Below are 14,819 nucleotides of genomic sequence, written 5' to 3' on the forward strand. Positions count from 1 at the left end.
CCTGCCCCGGCCGGCACCGGTAGGATGCGGGCATGAGCTCCGAGGCTGTTGGCAGGCACATGCCCCCGGTCGTGACGCTCGATGACCTCACCGCCATGATGGCTGCCGACGAGCACCACCGGTACGAGATCAGCCCCGAGGGAGTTCTCTCGATCATGCCGCCGCCGGGGTATGCACACGCGATCATCGCGACGCGGCTGATGGTGTGGCTCGCCACCGCCGGTGTCCCGGCCGACCGGATCGCGCAGGCGGTCGGACTGCGAATTCCGGGTCGGAACGGCGTCGGTGGGCGCATCCCCGACCTGGTCGTGTGGAGCAAGGCCCAGGTCGACGGTGTCTGGCTGCCGGTCGCCGATGTACTCCTCGTGGTGGAGATCGTCTCGCCGGGCTCCGAGGGTGTGGACACGGTGACCAAACGTAACGAGTACGCGGCCGCCGGCATCCCGCAGTACTGGATAGTCGACCAGGACGCGGCCCAGACCGTCACCATGCACCGCCTGGACGGTGACCACTACGCGGTACGAGCAAGCATGCCGCTGGCCTGGGTGCTCAACACCAGCCCGAGCGAGTACGACCTCGGCTGACTGGAAGCGCAGAAAGCCCCCGACATCAATGGCGGGGGCTGCTGTCTTCCTGCTGGCGGCGCATCGAACAGCTGGGGGCGCGTCAGGGTCAGTTGTGCCCGGGGGCCTCGGACTCTCCCCGACCGGGAGAGCCCGAGGCCCGTTGGGCGTCCTGCCCGGCGCACCCTCGATAGCTCAGTGGTAGAAGCCGACCACCCCTCGGCCAGTGGCGGCGGCCTGGTCGAGCCAACTCGCGATGGTCTTCAACTCGGTGCTGGAGCCCGCCCGTAATGGCTCAACGTTCTGGGCGACCTGGTCCGCCGTCCAGTGCCCGATCGCCGGGAAGTCATGCGGGGCGGGAAACGCCACCGGGGCGCCACCGAAAACAAGGTCGCTCATGGTGATGCTGGCACCGATGCCTGCCAGCTCTACGTCGACGGTGTCCGAGAGGTACTGCGACGGGCACGGGTAGAACGGGCCGTTGTCGAGGAACCTGCCCGAAAACTCGACGATGAACTTGAACCCGTAGCCGTACATGGCACCGTCGAGCGACTTTTCCTCCCCCATGACGAGGTGCTTGATCGCCGTGAAGACCGAGGGCTCACCGCGCTCGTTGGACCAACCCAAAAAGTCGTTGACCTGGTAGATGTCATTTCGGAATTTGCCGCTGATCACTCGCCGCATCCGGTCGTCACCACTGCCGCAGAGAGCCACCAGCTTGTCGATGTCGACCGCATAGGCCATCACGCCGTAACCCATGCCGTATCCCTTCATACGTCCGGCAAGATCAATGGCTGAGTCTAGGCGCGGGGTGCGACATCGGCCGCAAAGGTCATCCGGGTACGCGGAGAGACCGGTTCCGACGAAGGCAGACGTATGCCCATGGGCTGTCCCGGCCGAAGGTGACAGCCAGAGAAGCCCTCGGCCGGGATGGCGGAGGGCTTTTCTGTCGTCCGTTCAGGATCCCCGGGCTGTTGCGGCGCACCGAGGTCAGTTGTGCTGGCTGGTCAGGCTGACGAATGCCTGCCACTTCTCGGGGCTGAAGGTCAGCACCGGTCCCTGCTGGTCCTTGCTGTCCCGGACGAGGACCCGGCCGGGGAGGTTGTCGGCAACCTCCACACAGTCCCCGCCGTTCTGGCCGCTACGGCTGGACTTGCGCCAGTTTGGTTGCTGGGTCGTCATAGTCATTCACCAACCTCAAGATGAGATCTCTCGACTGGTCACACGGGAGGGCGACCGCCGTTATAGTCTGCCACGTTCGCTCCAGGCCGGTCACGTGAGTTGGTTCCGCTGTTACGCGGCCTTCGTAGAAGTCATCCAGGAGGCCAACCGCGCCACCGACCTCCATGGTTGCCAGGGCGAATGACCCGCTGCGGCCCGGGTGTAACCCGGCGGAGTCCGGGACGACGTGGACGAAGATGTTCGACCTGGCACCGGTGTCGGCCAGGTGCAGCAGTTGGTCCTTGGCAATCGCGGGTGGCCCGCACCGGAGGGCGGCGGCGTCGATGATGAAGGCGAAGGCCGGCCGGTCCGCCCGGTCGAGGATGGCGGCCTGCCGCTCCAATCGCTGGGCAACCCGGCTCGCCACCTCGTCGTCACTGAGCATGCCCGTGCTGGCGAAGACCGCCCGCGCGTAATCCTCTGTCTGCAATAGACCGGGGATCAGGGTTGCCTGAAAGTAGCGGAGGATTACCGCCGTCTCCTCCACGTCCCGCCAGGGTCGGAACCAGCTCGGGGTCGGCTTCCGATTCTTCCTGGCTTCGGCGGACAGTTTCTGAATCTCGTCACCGGTGTCGAAGAAGGCGTCCAGTGCCGCCGCCGTGTCCTGCTGCGGGGCGAGCCGGCTCGTCTCGAATGCCGCGATCAGCGACTTGCTGACCTGAACCGCATCGGCTACCTGATCTTGATTAACGCCCCGCTCGGCCCGTAGCTCCTTAAGTCTCGCCGGAAGATTACTCACGTTCAATGCCCTCCTGTAGCCGGCTGTGCTTCGGAGATGGATTGGTAGTGCCCGCCAATTATCTTCCGTCACCGCGCGGTCACAGTCCAGGGTGGAATAAGACGGAGAGCCGGCGCGGCCCATCGACATGACCGGGAAATAGGCAGCCCGGTTGGGCCGAGTCCATCCAACCTCCGTCATCCGGATAAGGGGCGGGGGTCACGGCGTGCGCAATAGCGGCTCCTGCCCCGCTCACTTCCAGGAGGTGACCAATGGCTTCTCGCCGAGTACGGCGCGTACACCGACGGGACTGGCGGCGGCTGTGGCGGTACTGCCGATGTGGGTTCCGCTGGCGCTGTCCGGACTTCGATTCGCTGACGGCGGCACCGCCGAGGCCCTGGGAGCCAGCACCGCTCCCGCTCCCGCCGTCGCCGCCTCGCCGGATGGTCAACCAATGGGCCGGGCTGGACGGGCCAGCCGGCAGCCTCTTCGCGGAGCAGCGGAATCGCGCCCGGCGACGCGATCGGACGTGACCGGTGATCGGGCCACAGGAGCGGTGGTACCGCTTCGCCGCCCGGCGGCGTGGCGGGGCCGGTGCCCACGTCCCGGCACATCCGTCGTACCGCTGCCGTGTCTGCGATGACGCCTGGCCCTGTCCACAGGCGCGGATGTCCCTGTTGATTGGCTTTCGGGGCGATCGGGTGGGCCTGTTGATGTACCTCGCCGCACATCTCGCCCGTGCCCTGGAGGAACTCCCCGACACGCACCCCGCACTGATCGCCGGCCAGATCCTGCACTGGGTGCCCCGGCGTCACTGACCCGCCTTCTCACCCGATCAGGCTCGCCCCGGACCGGCCGTCACGGCGAGGTGAGTGGCTCGGCCCGGTATCCCCGGTGCAGCAACTCCAGGAACTCTGGTGCTTGAGGCAGGGGCACCGAGCCGATGCGGTGTATCGGTACACCCGGCGTCCACGAGTTCATGACGACCGCCCCGGCCAGCGCCGGCAGGTCGGCGAGCGTGACCTCCTGGACCCGCTGGGGGACATCGAGGCGATCCAGTTGCCGGCGGACGATGCCCATCGTGGTGCCAATCAGCATCTCGGCCATTGGCCACACCACCGAGGTGCCATCCCAGAAGGCGAGGTTCCAGATCGAACCCTCGCTGAGCCGACCGCGACGGTCGACGAAGGCGGCGTCGTCGAAGCCCCGTCCAACGGCCTGACGGAGGAAGTACGTCTTCGCCACCTCACCGACGTGCTTCACGGTCGGGAGGACTCGTTCGTACTCGACCGTCGCCAGCGTCAGCGGGCCCGCTGGGCCGAACCCGGCCGGTCCGGTACGGACCAGCACCTCGGGCTCGACATCCGCGCCGGCCACGGTGAACTCGCCCGCTGGCGAGTACACGGTGGCGATCAGCGAGAGGTCAGCCGGACCGGCCTCCAGCGCCGCTCGCAGACAGGACCGCACCCGATCGTCGGGCAAGGCCCGACCGAACAACTCCACCGAGGCGGACCGCAGCCGCTCCAGATGGAGGTCGAGGCCCCGGACCTTGCCGCCGCGCACCTGCATGGCGGTGAAGTGGGCATAGCCCGCGAAAGCCAGCGGCGCCAACTCCGAGGCGGCCGCTGCCCTGCCGTTACGTTGAGTGACGAAAGAGGTCATGGCGGCAACGTTAGAATCTGACATAGGTGTGAGTTTCAAGCGCAGATGAGGGAGATCACACGCAGATGAAGATCGGGGATCTGGCGGACGAAACCGGCGTCAGTCCTCGAATGCTGCGTTACTACGAGGAGCAGGGGCTGCTCACCTCGCACCGGGTTGGCGGTGGCCACCGCCGATATGCCGATGACGCCGCCGTGGTGGTCGGACACATCAGGGCCCTGCTCGCCGCCGGCCTGTCCACCAGCGTCATCCGCGAAATGCTGCCCTGCGTCGAGGGTCCGGGCCCGGAGCTACAACACTGCGCGGCGCCGACGCTGCGGGAACAGCTTCATGGCCTGGAGAACAAGATCTCCACGCTCGAAGATGCGCGATCCGCACTCACCCGGATCCTCGCCACCACCACCCCGGTCGGGGGACGTCCCACCGCCGTATAAACCCCTCGCACGAATCTGGGGTCAATCCCAGCACTGGGTGCCCCGGCGTTGACCTGCCTGATCACTCGATCAGGCCGGCCCCGTTCCGGGTCAGCTGCCGCCCGGTCCGGCGGCCTCGGACACGCCGTACATCATCGTTTACGCCCTGTCTAGGTGTTTTGGTGCCATTATGTCCAAGTTAGGAACTAACATGGTTTTTGGCGTCTTTGCTGACGCGCGTCTGAGAAACAACCTTCGTGTACTGAATCCGGCCCCGGGGCGGGATCTTGATCGGTGGGGGAAAATCCGTGTCGGTGACCCGTTTGGCGTCTCCTGTACGCCGTTGGTTTGCTGCGGTGCCAATGGTGGGGGCCTTCGTCGCCACGATCATCTTCGTTGGAGTCGTTGGGATGCCGGCGGCGTGGGCCCAGCCCCCGGTCCCGTTGGGGGTCGCCGAAACCTACGGGGTGTTGGGTGGCCAGGAGGTCACGGACGTCCCGCCCCCGGTCGGCCCATCGACAATCAACGGGGACCTGGGTGTCTGGCCAGGTACCTCGCTCACCGGCTCCCCCGTGGTGAACGGCGAAATACACGTCGGCGACACCGAAGCGATGCAGGCCCAGTCCGCTTTGACCACGGCGTACAACTTCGCGGCGGCGCAGCCGGCCACCAGCACGGTGAGTGCGGACCTCGGCGGCCAAACCCTGGTCGCAGGGGTGTACAGGTCGCCCGCCGTCATGTCGCTGACCGGCACTGTCACGCTGGACGGGCAGAACGATCCCAACTCGGTGTTCATCTTCCAGGCGGGCTCGAGCCTGATCACCGCGACTGACAGCCGGGTCAGCCTGATCCGCGGCGCCCAACCGTGCAATGTGTTCTGGCAGGTCACCAGCTCGGCGACCTTGAACACCAGAACCGTCTTCGCCGGAAGCATCCTGGCGCTGCAATCAGCGACGTTGGGCGAAGGCGCCACCGTGATCGGGCGGGTGTTGGCGCGAAACGGTGCCGTCACGCTGATCCGCAACACCATCACGCGCCCGTTCTGCATTCCGTCCATCGCGCCGCCGACGATCTCCAAGGCCTTCGACGATGCGATCATCCCTCTCAATGGGACGACGTCGCTGAGCTTCACCCTGACCAATCCCAACCCGGGTACGGGGTTGACCGGTGTCAACTTCGCCGATGCGTTGCCGGCCGGGTTGGTGGTGACGAGTCCCAACGGGTTGAGTGGTTCGTGTGGTGGTGGGACGATCACCGCCGCCGCTGGTAGTGGCAATATCAGTCTGTCGGGTGCTTCCCTGCCGGCCGGTGGGAGTTGTACCTTCTCGGTCAACGTGACCGGCACGACCAGCGGTGTAAAGGCCAACACGAGTGGCCCGGTCGACTCGGACCAGAGCGGACCGGGTGCCGCCGCTGCGGCAAGCGTCACGGTCGCCGCCGCGGTCATCGCGCCGCCGACGATTGCCAAGGCCTTTGACGATGCGATCATCCCTCTCAATGGGACGACGTCGCTGAGCTTCACTCTCGCCAACCCCAATCCGGGTACGGCGTTGAGCGGTGTCAACTTCACGGATGCGTTGCCCACGGGGTTGGTGGTGGCGACTCCTAACGGGTTGAGTGGTTCGTGTGGTGGTGGCACGATCACCGCCACCGCTGGTAGTGGCAACATCAGTCTGTCGGGTGCTTCCCTGCCGGCCGGCGGGACCTGTACCTTCTCGGTCAACGTCACCGGCACGACCAGCGGTACGAAGGTCAACACGAGCAGTCCGGTCGACTCGGACCAGAGCGGTCCGGGCATTCCCGCCTCGGCAAGCGTCGCGGTCGGCGCTGCGGTCGTCGCGCCGCCGACGATTGCCAAGGCCTTTGACGATGCGATCATCCCTCTCAATGGGACGACGTCGCTGAGCTTCACTCTCACGAACCCCAATCCGGGTACGGCGTTGAGCGGTGTCAACTTCACGGATGCGTTGCCTGCCGGGTTGGTGGTGGCGACTCCCAACGGGTTGAGTGGTTCGTGTGGTGGTGGCACGATCACCGCCACCGCTGGTAGTGGCAACATCAGCCTGACGGGTGCTTCCCTACCGGCCGGCGGCAGCTGTACCTTCTCGGTCAACGTCACCGGCACGACCAGCGGTATAAAGGCCAACACGAGTGGCCCGGTCGACTCGAACGAGAGCGGCCCGGGTGCCGCCGGCGCGGCAAGCGTCACGGTCGCCGCCGCGGTCATCGCGCCACCGACGATCTCCAAAGCCTTCGGAGACGCCATCATCGAGTCCGGCGGGACGACGTCGCTGAGCTTCACCCTCACCAACCCCAATCCGGGTACGGCGTTGAGCGGTGTCAACTTCACGGACGCGTTGCCTGCCGGGTTGGTGGTGGCGACTCCCAACGGGTTGAGTGGTTCGTGTGGTGGTGGCACGATCACCGCCACCACTGGTAGTGGCAACATCAGCCTGACGGGTGCTTCCCTACCAGCCGGCGGCAGCTGTACCTTCTCGGTCAACGTCACCGGCACGACCAGCGGTACGAAGGTCAACACGAGCAGTCCGGTCGACTCGAACCAGAGCGGCCCAGGTACCCCCGCCTCGGCAAGCGTCACGATCGCGCCCGCTACGCCAGCGACGATCTCCAAAGCCTTCGGAGACGTCGTCATCGAGGCCGACGGGACGACGTCGCTGAGCTTCACCCTCGCCAACCCCAACACGAGCACGGCGTTGACCGGGGTTCAATTCACGGACGCGTTGCCTGCCGGGTTGGTGGTGGCGACTCCCAACGGGTTGAGTGGTTCGTGTGGTGGTGGCACGATCACCGCCACCGCTGGTAGTGGCAACATCAGCCTGACGGGTGCTTCCCTACCGGCCGGCGGGACCTGTACCTTCTCGGTCAACGTCACCGGCACGACCAGCGGTACAAAGGTCAACACGAGTGGCCCGGTCGACTCGGACCAGACCGGCCCGGGCACCCCCGCCGCAGCAAGCATCACGGTCAGGGTTGCCGCAGCACCGACGTTCTCCAAGGCCTTCGGAGACGCCAGCATCCCCCGCAACGGAACGACATCGCTGCGTTTCACCCTCACCAATCCCAACTCGGGCAGGTCGCTGACCGGCGTCAGCTTCGTCGACAACCTTCCTTCGGGACTGGTGGTCGCCACGCCCAACGCCGCGCAGACCAACTGCGCCTCCGGGACGGTCGTCGCGAGTTCCGGCGGCAGCAGCATCAGCCTGTTCAACGCCACCCTGCCGGCCAACGGGAGTTGCACGGTGTCGGTCAACGTCACCGGCACGACCACCGGGACGAAGGTCAATACGACGCTTCCCGTCACCTCGGTGGAAAGCGGCCCCGGTTCGCCCGCCTCGGCGAGCCTCACGGTCGGCAAACGTCCTATTCTGCCCGTCACCGGTAGCCAGGGAGCGAGCTACATCATCCTGGCCCTAGCCATGATCGGCTTCGGCGCGGCGCTCGTCACGATCAGTCATCGGCTGGTCCGACGCAGGCGCTTCGTAGCCTGAGCCAATGGAAGGGTGCATGACCTCGACACGGTCATGCACCCGGTTGCGGCGGCCTGGGCCCGGTTGGTCGGAGACGTCTGACCGGCAGGAACGCTAGATCCGCGCCAGTGCGGAGCGCAGCGGGTCCAGGCCGATCGAGCCCAGGTCGAGCGCGGCGCGGTGGAACTCCTTGAGGTCGAAGTCGGCTCCCTTGCGGGCCTTGGCGTCCGCCCGGGCCTGCAACCAGATCCGCTCGCCCACCTTGTACGACGGCGCCTGTCCCGGCCAGCCCAGGTAGCGGTTCAGCTCGAAGCGCAGGTTCTCGTCCGGCACCCGGCAGTGCGCCCGCATGAACTCCCAGCCCAGCTCCGGGGTCCACCGCTCGCCCGGGTGGAATCCGAACTGGTTCTTCTGCGGGATCTCCAGCTCCAGGTGCATGCCGATGTCGACGATCACCCGGGCGGCCCGGAACGCCTGTCCGTCGAGCATGCCGAGCTTGTCACCCGGGTCGGCCAGGTAGCCGAGCTCGTCCATCAGTCGTTCCGAGTAGAGCGCCCAGCCCTCGCCGTGCCCGGACGACCAGGAGAGCAGCCGCTGCCAGCGGTTGAGCAGGTCGGCACGGACCTGGGTCTGGGCCACCTGGAGGTGGTGCCCGGGTACGCCCTCGTGGAAGACCGTGGTCACCTCACGCCAGGTGGAGAACTCGGTGATGCCCTGCGGCACCGCCCACCACATCCGACCCGGTCGGGAGAAGTCCTCGCTCGGGCCGGTGTAGTAGATCCCGCCGTCGCTGGTCGGCGCCAGGCAGCACTCGATCCGGCGTACCTGTTCGGGGATGTCGAAGTGCGTGCCGTGCAGTTCGGCGATCGCCTTGTCGGCCAGGGCCTGCATCCAGTCCCGGAACGCCTCCTTGCCCTGGATCCGGCGGGCCGGGTCGGCGTCCAGCGCGGTCACCGCGTCGTCGACGCTGGCGCCGGGGCCGGCGATCTCCACCGCCACCGCGCGCATCTCGGCCTCCAGCCGGGCCAGCTCCTCGAACCCCCAGGCGTACGTCTCGGCGAGGTCGATCTTCGCGCCGAGGAAGTACTGCGAGGCGAGTTCGTACCGGTCGAGGCCGGCGGCCTGCTTGGTCCGGCCCAGCGGGGCGAGTTCCTCACGCAGGAAGTGCCCGAACTGCGCGGTCGAGGCGGTGGCGGCAGCTGCTCCCCGGCGCAGTTCGGCGGCGAGGGTGCCGTCGGCGGGCAGCCGCTCTACCAGGGCGTGGAAGAAGTTGTCGCCGTCCGGGTCGGTCCAGATGTCGCACTGCTTGGCGACCTCGACGATCTGGGCCTGGGAACTGACGTGGCCCGCCTCGGCGGCGGTACGCAGCGTCGCCTTGTACGCCTCGACCGCACCGGCGAACTTGTCGAGCCGGGCGGCGATGTTGCCGATCGCCTCCGCGCCCTCGGTCGGCATCAGGTCGAAGACCTGCCGGAGTTCGTGCAGCCCGCTGGCGATGACGTTCAGCTCGCTGGTCGACTCGCCGGCGTCGTACCGGGCGAGTTCCAGGCCCAGCCGTTCCTGCATCGCCTCCTTGGCGGTCCGTTCCGCCTCGGAGTCCGGCTCGGTGGCGTCGAGCGCGGTGAGCGTACGTCGGGTCAGGTCGGCCTGCGCGGCGTAGCCGTCGGGTGAGAGATCCCCGAGTTGGTCGTCGTGGCCGCCGATGCCGACGAAGGTCGCGCCGATCGGATTGAGTCGCGCCCAGTCGTCGACGTAGCGGTCGGCCAGCTCGTTGATTCGTCCCACGGCACGACCCTACGTGATCCGTGCCGTCTGGTTCATCCGTGTTACCCGCAGGTACCGAAGTCGGTCGGGTGCGCCCGCCCGGCGAGGACCCGGGATCAGGGCAGCAGCTCGCGCGGATCAAAGTCGATCTTGAACGGCAGATCCGTCCGGACCCGCTGCCCGGCAACCGCCTCGGCGGTGCGCTGGTACTCGCCGTCGACCAGGGTGAAGAACTCGACGGAGGCGTGCCGGAGCCGGCGGACGATCTCCACCCGCATGAAGTAGGGAACGCCGCCCTCGGCACACCGCCTCGGCTTGTCGATGAAGTCCTGCTTGCGGCTGCCGGTGGAGACGAACTCGATCGCCAGGGTGCAGAGCCGGACCGGGACCCACTTGTCCTCTTCGTCGGTCTGCGGAAGCGCGTGCAGGATCGTGACGTCCGGCTGGATCCACTGCCTCAGCTCGAAGGTGAGGTTGACCGGCCCGTAGACGTAGAACCCGGCAGCCTGGGCCGCGGGTCGAAGCAGGTGGGCGAGGGACATCTCCCCGTAACTGTTGGCACCGACTTCTGCCGGGGTCATCACTAACCTTCCGTTGATGCACTCGTAACGTGCGGTAGGCAGCTCCGGCAGCGGAAGATAGCGGTCGGCGAGTTGGGTTGTCCACATGCCGTCGAAATCGACCAGCGGATCGAACTGGGCCGGCATCGCCATGGGTCACCTCCTCGACGCCCTCGACGGTACCAACCCGACCTTCCGGCGTGTGTCGTCCGACACGAGGCGAGAAAGTCGCGGGACATTGTCGGACCCCTGTTGCAGAGTGTCAGGAGTGACTGCCCCTACCGCTCCTGACAAGGTCGCCTTCCGGGCCTGGCTGCCGGGCTTCTTCGCGCTCGCCGCCATCTGGGGATCGAGCTTCCTGTTCATCAAGGTCGGCATCCGGGAGATGCACCCGGTCTACGTCACCCTGGGGCGGGTCGGGGCGGGCGCGATCACCCTGCTGGTGGTGCTGGCGATCCTCCGCGAGCGGCTGCCCCGCGATCCGAAACTGTGGCTGCACAGCGCGGTGTACGCGGCGATCGGGATCGCACTGCCGTTCACCCTCTTCGGGTACGGCGAGCAGCGGGTGTCGTCGATGCTCGCCGGGATCTGGAACGCGACCACTCCACTGGTGGTGCTGCCGCTGGCGGTGCTGGTGTTCCGGACCGAGCGGATGACCGCCCGCCGGGGCGTGGGCCTGGGGCTGGGCTTCGTCGGGGTGCTGGTGGTGCTCGGCGTGTGGCAGGGCCTCGGCGGTGCCCACTTCACCGGGCAGCTGCTCTGCTTCGCCGCCGCGGCGTGTTACGGCGTGGCGATCCCGTACCAGAAGCGGTTCTTCGCCGGCCGGCCCGAGTCCGGCCTCGCACTCTCCGCCGGGCAGCTCCTGATGGCGACGGCGCAGCTCGCGATCGTCGCGCCGCTGATCGCCGGTGCCCCGCCGGTGCCGACCCGGCTCTCCGGCGAGGTGATCGCCAGCGTCCTGGCGCTGGGTGCGCTCGGCACCGGCCTGGCCTTCGTGATCAACATGCGCAACATCCGGCTGGCCGGTGCGAGCACCGCGTCGACGGTCACCTACGTCATCCCGATCTTCGCGGTGCTGATCGGGGTCCTCGCGCTGAACGAGCACCTCGCCTGGTACCAGCCGGTGGGCGCGGCGATCGTGCTGGTCGGCGTGGGAGTCTCGCAGGGCATGATCGGCACCCGACGGCGCCGCCGGGAGATCCCGAGCGGGCTGGCGCCGGTCAGCGAGTCAGCCCGGGTGTGAGGCGGTCCAGTCCAGCAGTTGCCCGGCCGGCCAGGTGTTGACGACGCGGTCGGCCGGTACGCCGCACCGGGCGGCGCGCTCGCAGCCGAACCCCTGCCAGTCCAGCTGACCCGGCGCGTGCGCGTCGGTGTTGATCGCGAACAGGCAGTCGGCCTCCACCGCCACCCGGATCAGCCGCTTCGGCGGGTCCTGCCGTTCCGGACGTGAGTTGATCTCGACCGCCTTGCCGTGCTCCGCGCAGGCGGCGAAGACGGCGTCGGCGTCGAACTCGCTCGGCGGCCGGGTACGGGCCCGGTGCCCCCGGTCTCCGGCCCCGGTCACCCCCGGCGGACGGGCCGTGACCATCCGCCCCGTGCAGTGGCCGAGGATGTCCAGGTGCGGGTTGGCGATCGCGGCCAGCATCCGCCGGGTCATCCGGGCCTGCGGATCCCGCAGGTTGCTGTGCACCGAGCCGACCACCACGTCCAGCCGGGCGAGCAGCTCCTCCTCCTGGTCCAGGGAACCGTCGTCGAGGATGTCGACCTCGATGCCGGTGAGGATCCGGAAGCCCTCCGGCAGCGCGGCGTTGACCGCGGCGACGTGGTCGAGTTGCCGGCGCAGCCGGTCCGGGGTCAGCCCGCGGGCCACCTTCAGCCGGGGAGAGTGGTCGGTCAGCACCAGGTACTCGTGCCCCAGATCGACCGCGGCCAGCGCCATCTCCTCGATCGGCGAGCCCCCGTCCGACCAGTCGGAGTGCGTGTGGCAGTCGCCCCGGAGCGCGGCCCGCAGCGCGGCGGCGGCACCCTCCAGGTCGACCCCCTCGGTCGCCGTCAACCGACGTAGGTAGACCGGCTCCTCGCCCCGCAGCGATTCGGTGACGGTGCGCGCGGTCACGTCACCGACGCCGGACAGCTCGGTCAGGGTGCCCGCCCCGGCCCGTGCGGCAAGCTCCTCGGCCGGCAGCTCGGCGAGGGTTTTGGCGGCGGACCGGAACGCCCGGACCCGGTAGGTGGCCTCGTTCGCACGCTCCAGCAGAAAGGCGATCCGGCGCAGATCGGCGAGGGGATCCCGGTCGGTCATACCGCCACGTTAGTTGTCACCCGTCCCCGGTGGTGTGGATCGCCGACGGCGCGGCGTGGCCCGCCGTGGGTGCGGGGTCGCGCGACGGTCGCGTGGCGTAACGGGGGAGGGCCGGACCTGGTCGATTGGCCGAGCGAGGTCCACCGCTAAGGGGATGTCGAGCGAAGATCACCGTCGTAGTGTCCGTGCGCCGCTTTCTCCGTCCGGGTTGTACGGCCGACGGGCGGCTGCCGCACTCACGGGGGAGGACGAATCGTGGTCGCCACTTTCCGCGCGTTGGCGTCGGTGGTGATGCTCGCCGGGTTCTACGTCGTCGCGCTCATCCAGCTCGTCGGCGCGGTGGCCCTGGCGTTCTGGCTCAGCACGGTGCTGACCGGCCTGCTCGCATTGAAGCTCGCACTTCCGCTGTTCGGCGCGACGATCGGCGCCGTCGCCGTCGCACTGTGGAAGGCCATCCGCGCCAAGCCGCAGCCCGCGCCGGGGCTTTCGGTCGGCCCGGACCAGGCGCCGGAACTTTGGCGTACGGTGCACGAGCTGGCCACCGTGGTGGGCACCCGGGTCCCGAACGAGATCCGGCTGGTTCCCGAGGTCAACGCGGCGGTGACCGAGGACGCCAAACTGCTCGGCCTGATCAGCGGTCGGCGCATCCTCTACATCGGACTCCCGCTGCTCCAGGCGATGCGGGTCGACCAGATCCGGTCCATCCTCGCGCACGAACTGGGCCACTACTCGGGGCGGCACACCCGGCTCGGCGCGGTGGCGTACCGGGGACGGCTGGCGATGGGCGGCACGATCAGCCGGATCGGCCAGTACAACCCGGTGGGCTGGGTGTTCCGGGGATACGCCCGGCTGTACCTGCTCGTCGACAACGCCGCCTCCCGCCGGCAGGAGCTGGAGGCGGACCGGTCCTCCGTACGGGTCGCCGGGCGGGCCGCCGCCGCGTCCGCCCTGCGCGAACTGCCGATCCTCGACGCGGCCTGGGACTTCTACTTCGGGCGGTACGTCCACCCCGGCTGGCAGGCCGGCTACGCCCCGGAGGACCTCTTCGGCGGATTCGGCGAGCTGCTCGTCGCCCGCCAGGCGGAGCTGGACGAGATGCGGGGCGCCGAGCCCGAGGGCGGCGGTTCGCGCTGGGACACCCATCCGCCGATCCCCGAACGGATCGGCATCATCGCCGCCGCCCCGGACGTGCCCAGTGCCGAGGACGGCCGGCCGGCCCGGGTGCTGCTGCCGGACATCGGCGCGCTCGGCCGTCGGCTGCAACAGCTGGTGGTCGACGTCGGGGAGCGGACCGTGCTGCCCTGGCCGGAGTTCACCGCCGCCATGGTCGCGGCGGCAGTGCAGCGGCAGGCCGACGGCGTCTTCCGGGCCCTCGGCCGGTTCACCGGTACGCCCGACCCCGGGCTGCCGGCCGTACTCGAACTGGTGCAGGACGGCCGGCTCGGTGCGTTCGCCGAGCAGTTCTTCCCGAACGCGACCCGCAAGGAGGCGGCCGGGAAGTTCGTGGAAGCGATGGAGTCGCTGTTGCAGAGCGCCGCCGTCACCTCCGGGGCGGCCCGTTGGCAGCACTCCTGGTCGGAGCCGGCCCGATTCGTCGGCCGGGACGGCCAGCCGATGCAGCTCACCGAGATCGCCGAGCTGGCCGTCGCGCCGCAGACCCTGCCGGAAGCCGTCGCGCGGCTGACCGCGCTCGGCATCGACCCGGCCGCCGGAAAGGTGGTGCAGCGCCGAGCGGACGCGACCGGCGCCCGACTGCTCGCCGCGCTCGCCAACATCAAGGTGGACGGCGTCGACCACGACCTGCTGATGCTCAACCGTGGCCTGGTCCTGGTGAGCAACCCGGGCAAGGCGGACAAGGGTACGAAGCGGCTCCGGGAACTGGTCGACTCGGCCCCGATCGCCGAGTTGGCCAGCCGGCACCAGTTCATGCCCTTCGAGGAGGTCGCCACGGCGACGGTACGCAAGCAGGTGCCGCTCAAGGCCGAACTCGTCCTGCACGACGGCCGTCGGGTGGCCCTGCAGGAGGGCTGGAGCAGTGAACTGCTGGAGAAGCACAGCCGCGACACCCTGCTGAAGGCGCTCAAGTCGTTCGATTCGCCGGACTGAGCCGACCCACCCCGCCGTACCG

13 protein-coding genes are annotated in these 14,819 nt (G+C 68.4%); 6 read left to right on the forward strand and 7 right to left on the reverse strand.

Going from position 1 to position 14,819, the window contains the following annotated elements:
- The first annotated feature begins 32 nt into the window (after positions 1–32).
- The gene (locus tag H4W31_RS09975; protein ID WP_225945466.1) at positions 33–584 is read left to right on the forward strand and encodes a Uma2 family endonuclease; all 552 of its coding nucleotides are present in this window, start codon (positions 33–35) and stop codon (positions 582–584) included.
- 174 nt (positions 585–758) lie between these two features.
- Here the strand turns inward: H4W31_RS09975 and H4W31_RS09980 are convergent, their stop codons facing one another.
- The 3 genes from H4W31_RS09980 to H4W31_RS09990 form a co-directional block, all read right to left on the reverse strand.
- Positions 759–1,322 (reverse strand): DUF7691 family protein, encoded by a 564-nt coding sequence (locus H4W31_RS09980; protein WP_192766393.1) that lies wholly within the window; start codon positions 1,320–1,322, stop codon positions 759–761.
- A gap of 231 nt (positions 1,323–1,553) precedes the next feature.
- Positions 1,554–1,745, reverse strand: coding sequence for a DUF397 domain-containing protein (locus tag H4W31_RS09985; RefSeq protein ID WP_192766394.1), 192 nt, complete (start codon positions 1,743–1,745; stop codon positions 1,554–1,556).
- The gene (locus H4W31_RS09990; RefSeq protein ID WP_192766395.1) at positions 1,705–2,523 is read right to left on the reverse strand and encodes a helix-turn-helix domain-containing protein; all 819 of its coding nucleotides are present in this window, start codon (positions 2,521–2,523) and stop codon (positions 1,705–1,707) included. Before H4W31_RS09990 ends, H4W31_RS09985 begins: the two co-directional genes overlap by 41 nt.
- A gap of 647 nt (positions 2,524–3,170) precedes the next feature.
- On the opposite strand from H4W31_RS09990, the gene H4W31_RS09995 reads away from it, so the two are divergent.
- The gene (locus H4W31_RS09995) at positions 3,171–3,320 is read left to right on the forward strand and encodes a hypothetical protein (RefSeq protein WP_192766396.1); all 150 of its coding nucleotides are present in this window, start codon (positions 3,171–3,173) and stop codon (positions 3,318–3,320) included.
- 40 nt (positions 3,321–3,360) lie between these two features.
- On the opposite strand, the gene H4W31_RS10000 is transcribed toward H4W31_RS09995, so the two are convergent.
- Positions 3,361–4,164, reverse strand: coding sequence for an aminotransferase class IV family protein (locus tag H4W31_RS10000; RefSeq protein WP_192766397.1), 804 nt, complete (start codon positions 4,162–4,164; stop codon positions 3,361–3,363).
- A 65-nt stretch (positions 4,165–4,229) separates the two neighbouring features.
- Here H4W31_RS10000 and H4W31_RS10005 point away from each other — a divergent pair, with 65 nt between their 5' ends.
- Together H4W31_RS10005 and H4W31_RS10010 are read left to right on the forward strand one after the other, a co-directional pair.
- Entirely contained in the window at positions 4,230–4,598 is a 369-nt protein-coding gene (locus tag H4W31_RS10005) for a MerR family transcriptional regulator (RefSeq protein WP_192766398.1), read from the forward strand.
- A 287-nt stretch (positions 4,599–4,885) separates the two neighbouring features.
- On the forward strand, positions 4,886–8,086 hold the full coding sequence (locus H4W31_RS10010) for a DUF7933 domain-containing protein (RefSeq protein WP_192766399.1): 3,201 nt from the start codon (positions 4,886–4,888) through the stop codon (positions 8,084–8,086).
- A 93-nt stretch (positions 8,087–8,179) separates the two neighbouring features.
- Here H4W31_RS10010 and H4W31_RS10015 read toward each other — a convergent pair whose 3' ends face one another.
- Both H4W31_RS10015 and H4W31_RS10020 read right to left on the reverse strand, forming a co-directional pair.
- Positions 8,180–9,850 carry a DUF885 domain-containing protein gene (locus H4W31_RS10015; protein WP_192766400.1) on the reverse strand — a complete coding sequence of 557 codons (1,671 nt, stop codon included), beginning with the start codon at positions 9,848–9,850 and terminating at the stop codon, positions 8,180–8,182.
- A gap of 95 nt (positions 9,851–9,945) precedes the next feature.
- Complete coding sequence (locus H4W31_RS10020; RefSeq protein ID WP_192766401.1) at positions 9,946–10,542, reverse strand: Uma2 family endonuclease; 597 nt, start codon at positions 10,540–10,542, stop codon at positions 9,946–9,948.
- Between the two features lie 115 nt (positions 10,543–10,657).
- On the opposite strand from H4W31_RS10020, the gene H4W31_RS10025 reads away from it, so the two are divergent.
- Positions 10,658–11,632: a DMT family transporter gene (locus H4W31_RS10025; protein WP_318783121.1), complete on the forward strand. Its 975-nt coding sequence runs from the start codon at positions 10,658–10,660 to the stop codon at positions 11,630–11,632.
- Here H4W31_RS10025 and H4W31_RS10030 read toward each other — a convergent pair.
- Positions 11,618–12,691 (reverse strand): PHP domain-containing protein, encoded by a 1,074-nt coding sequence (locus tag H4W31_RS10030; protein ID WP_192766402.1) that lies wholly within the window; start codon positions 12,689–12,691, stop codon positions 11,618–11,620. The two genes, H4W31_RS10025 and H4W31_RS10030, sit on opposite strands and share 15 nt — an antisense overlap.
- Before the next feature lie 255 nt (positions 12,692–12,946).
- Between H4W31_RS10030 and H4W31_RS10035 the strand changes: the two genes are divergently transcribed.
- Entirely contained in the window at positions 12,947–14,797 is a 1,851-nt protein-coding gene (locus H4W31_RS10035) for a M48 family metallopeptidase (RefSeq protein ID WP_318783122.1), read from the forward strand.
- Positions 14,798–14,819: the final 22 nt, after the last annotated feature.

The organism is Plantactinospora soyae, from assembly GCF_014874095.1.
Classification (GTDB): Bacteria; Actinomycetota; Actinomycetes; order Mycobacteriales; family Micromonosporaceae; genus Plantactinospora; species Plantactinospora soyae.

Coding starts and splice junctions, on each gene's coding strand:
- H4W31_RS09975 (WP_225945466.1), top strand. CDS start 33: ATGAGCTCCGAGGCTGTTGGCAGGCACATGCCCCCGGTCGTGACGCTC.
- H4W31_RS09980 (WP_192766393.1), bottom strand. CDS start 1,322: ATGGGTTACGGCGTGATGGCCTATGCGGTCGACATCGACAAGCTGGTG.
- H4W31_RS09985 (WP_192766394.1), bottom strand. CDS start 1,745: ATGACGACCCAGCAACCAAACTGGCGCAAGTCCAGCCGTAGCGGCCAG.
- H4W31_RS09995 (WP_192766396.1), top strand. CDS start 3,171: ATGTCCCTGTTGATTGGCTTTCGGGGCGATCGGGTGGGCCTGTTGATG.
- H4W31_RS10000 (WP_192766397.1), bottom strand. CDS start 4,164: ATGACCTCTTTCGTCACTCAACGTAACGGCAGGGCAGCGGCCGCCTCG.
- H4W31_RS10005 (WP_192766398.1), top strand. CDS start 4,230: ATGAAGATCGGGGATCTGGCGGACGAAACCGGCGTCAGTCCTCGAATG.
- H4W31_RS10020 (WP_192766401.1), bottom strand. CDS start 10,542: ATGGCGATGCCGGCCCAGTTCGATCCGCTGGTCGATTTCGACGGCATG.
- H4W31_RS10030 (WP_192766402.1), bottom strand. CDS start 12,691: ATGACCGACCGGGATCCCCTCGCCGATCTGCGCCGGATCGCCTTTCTG.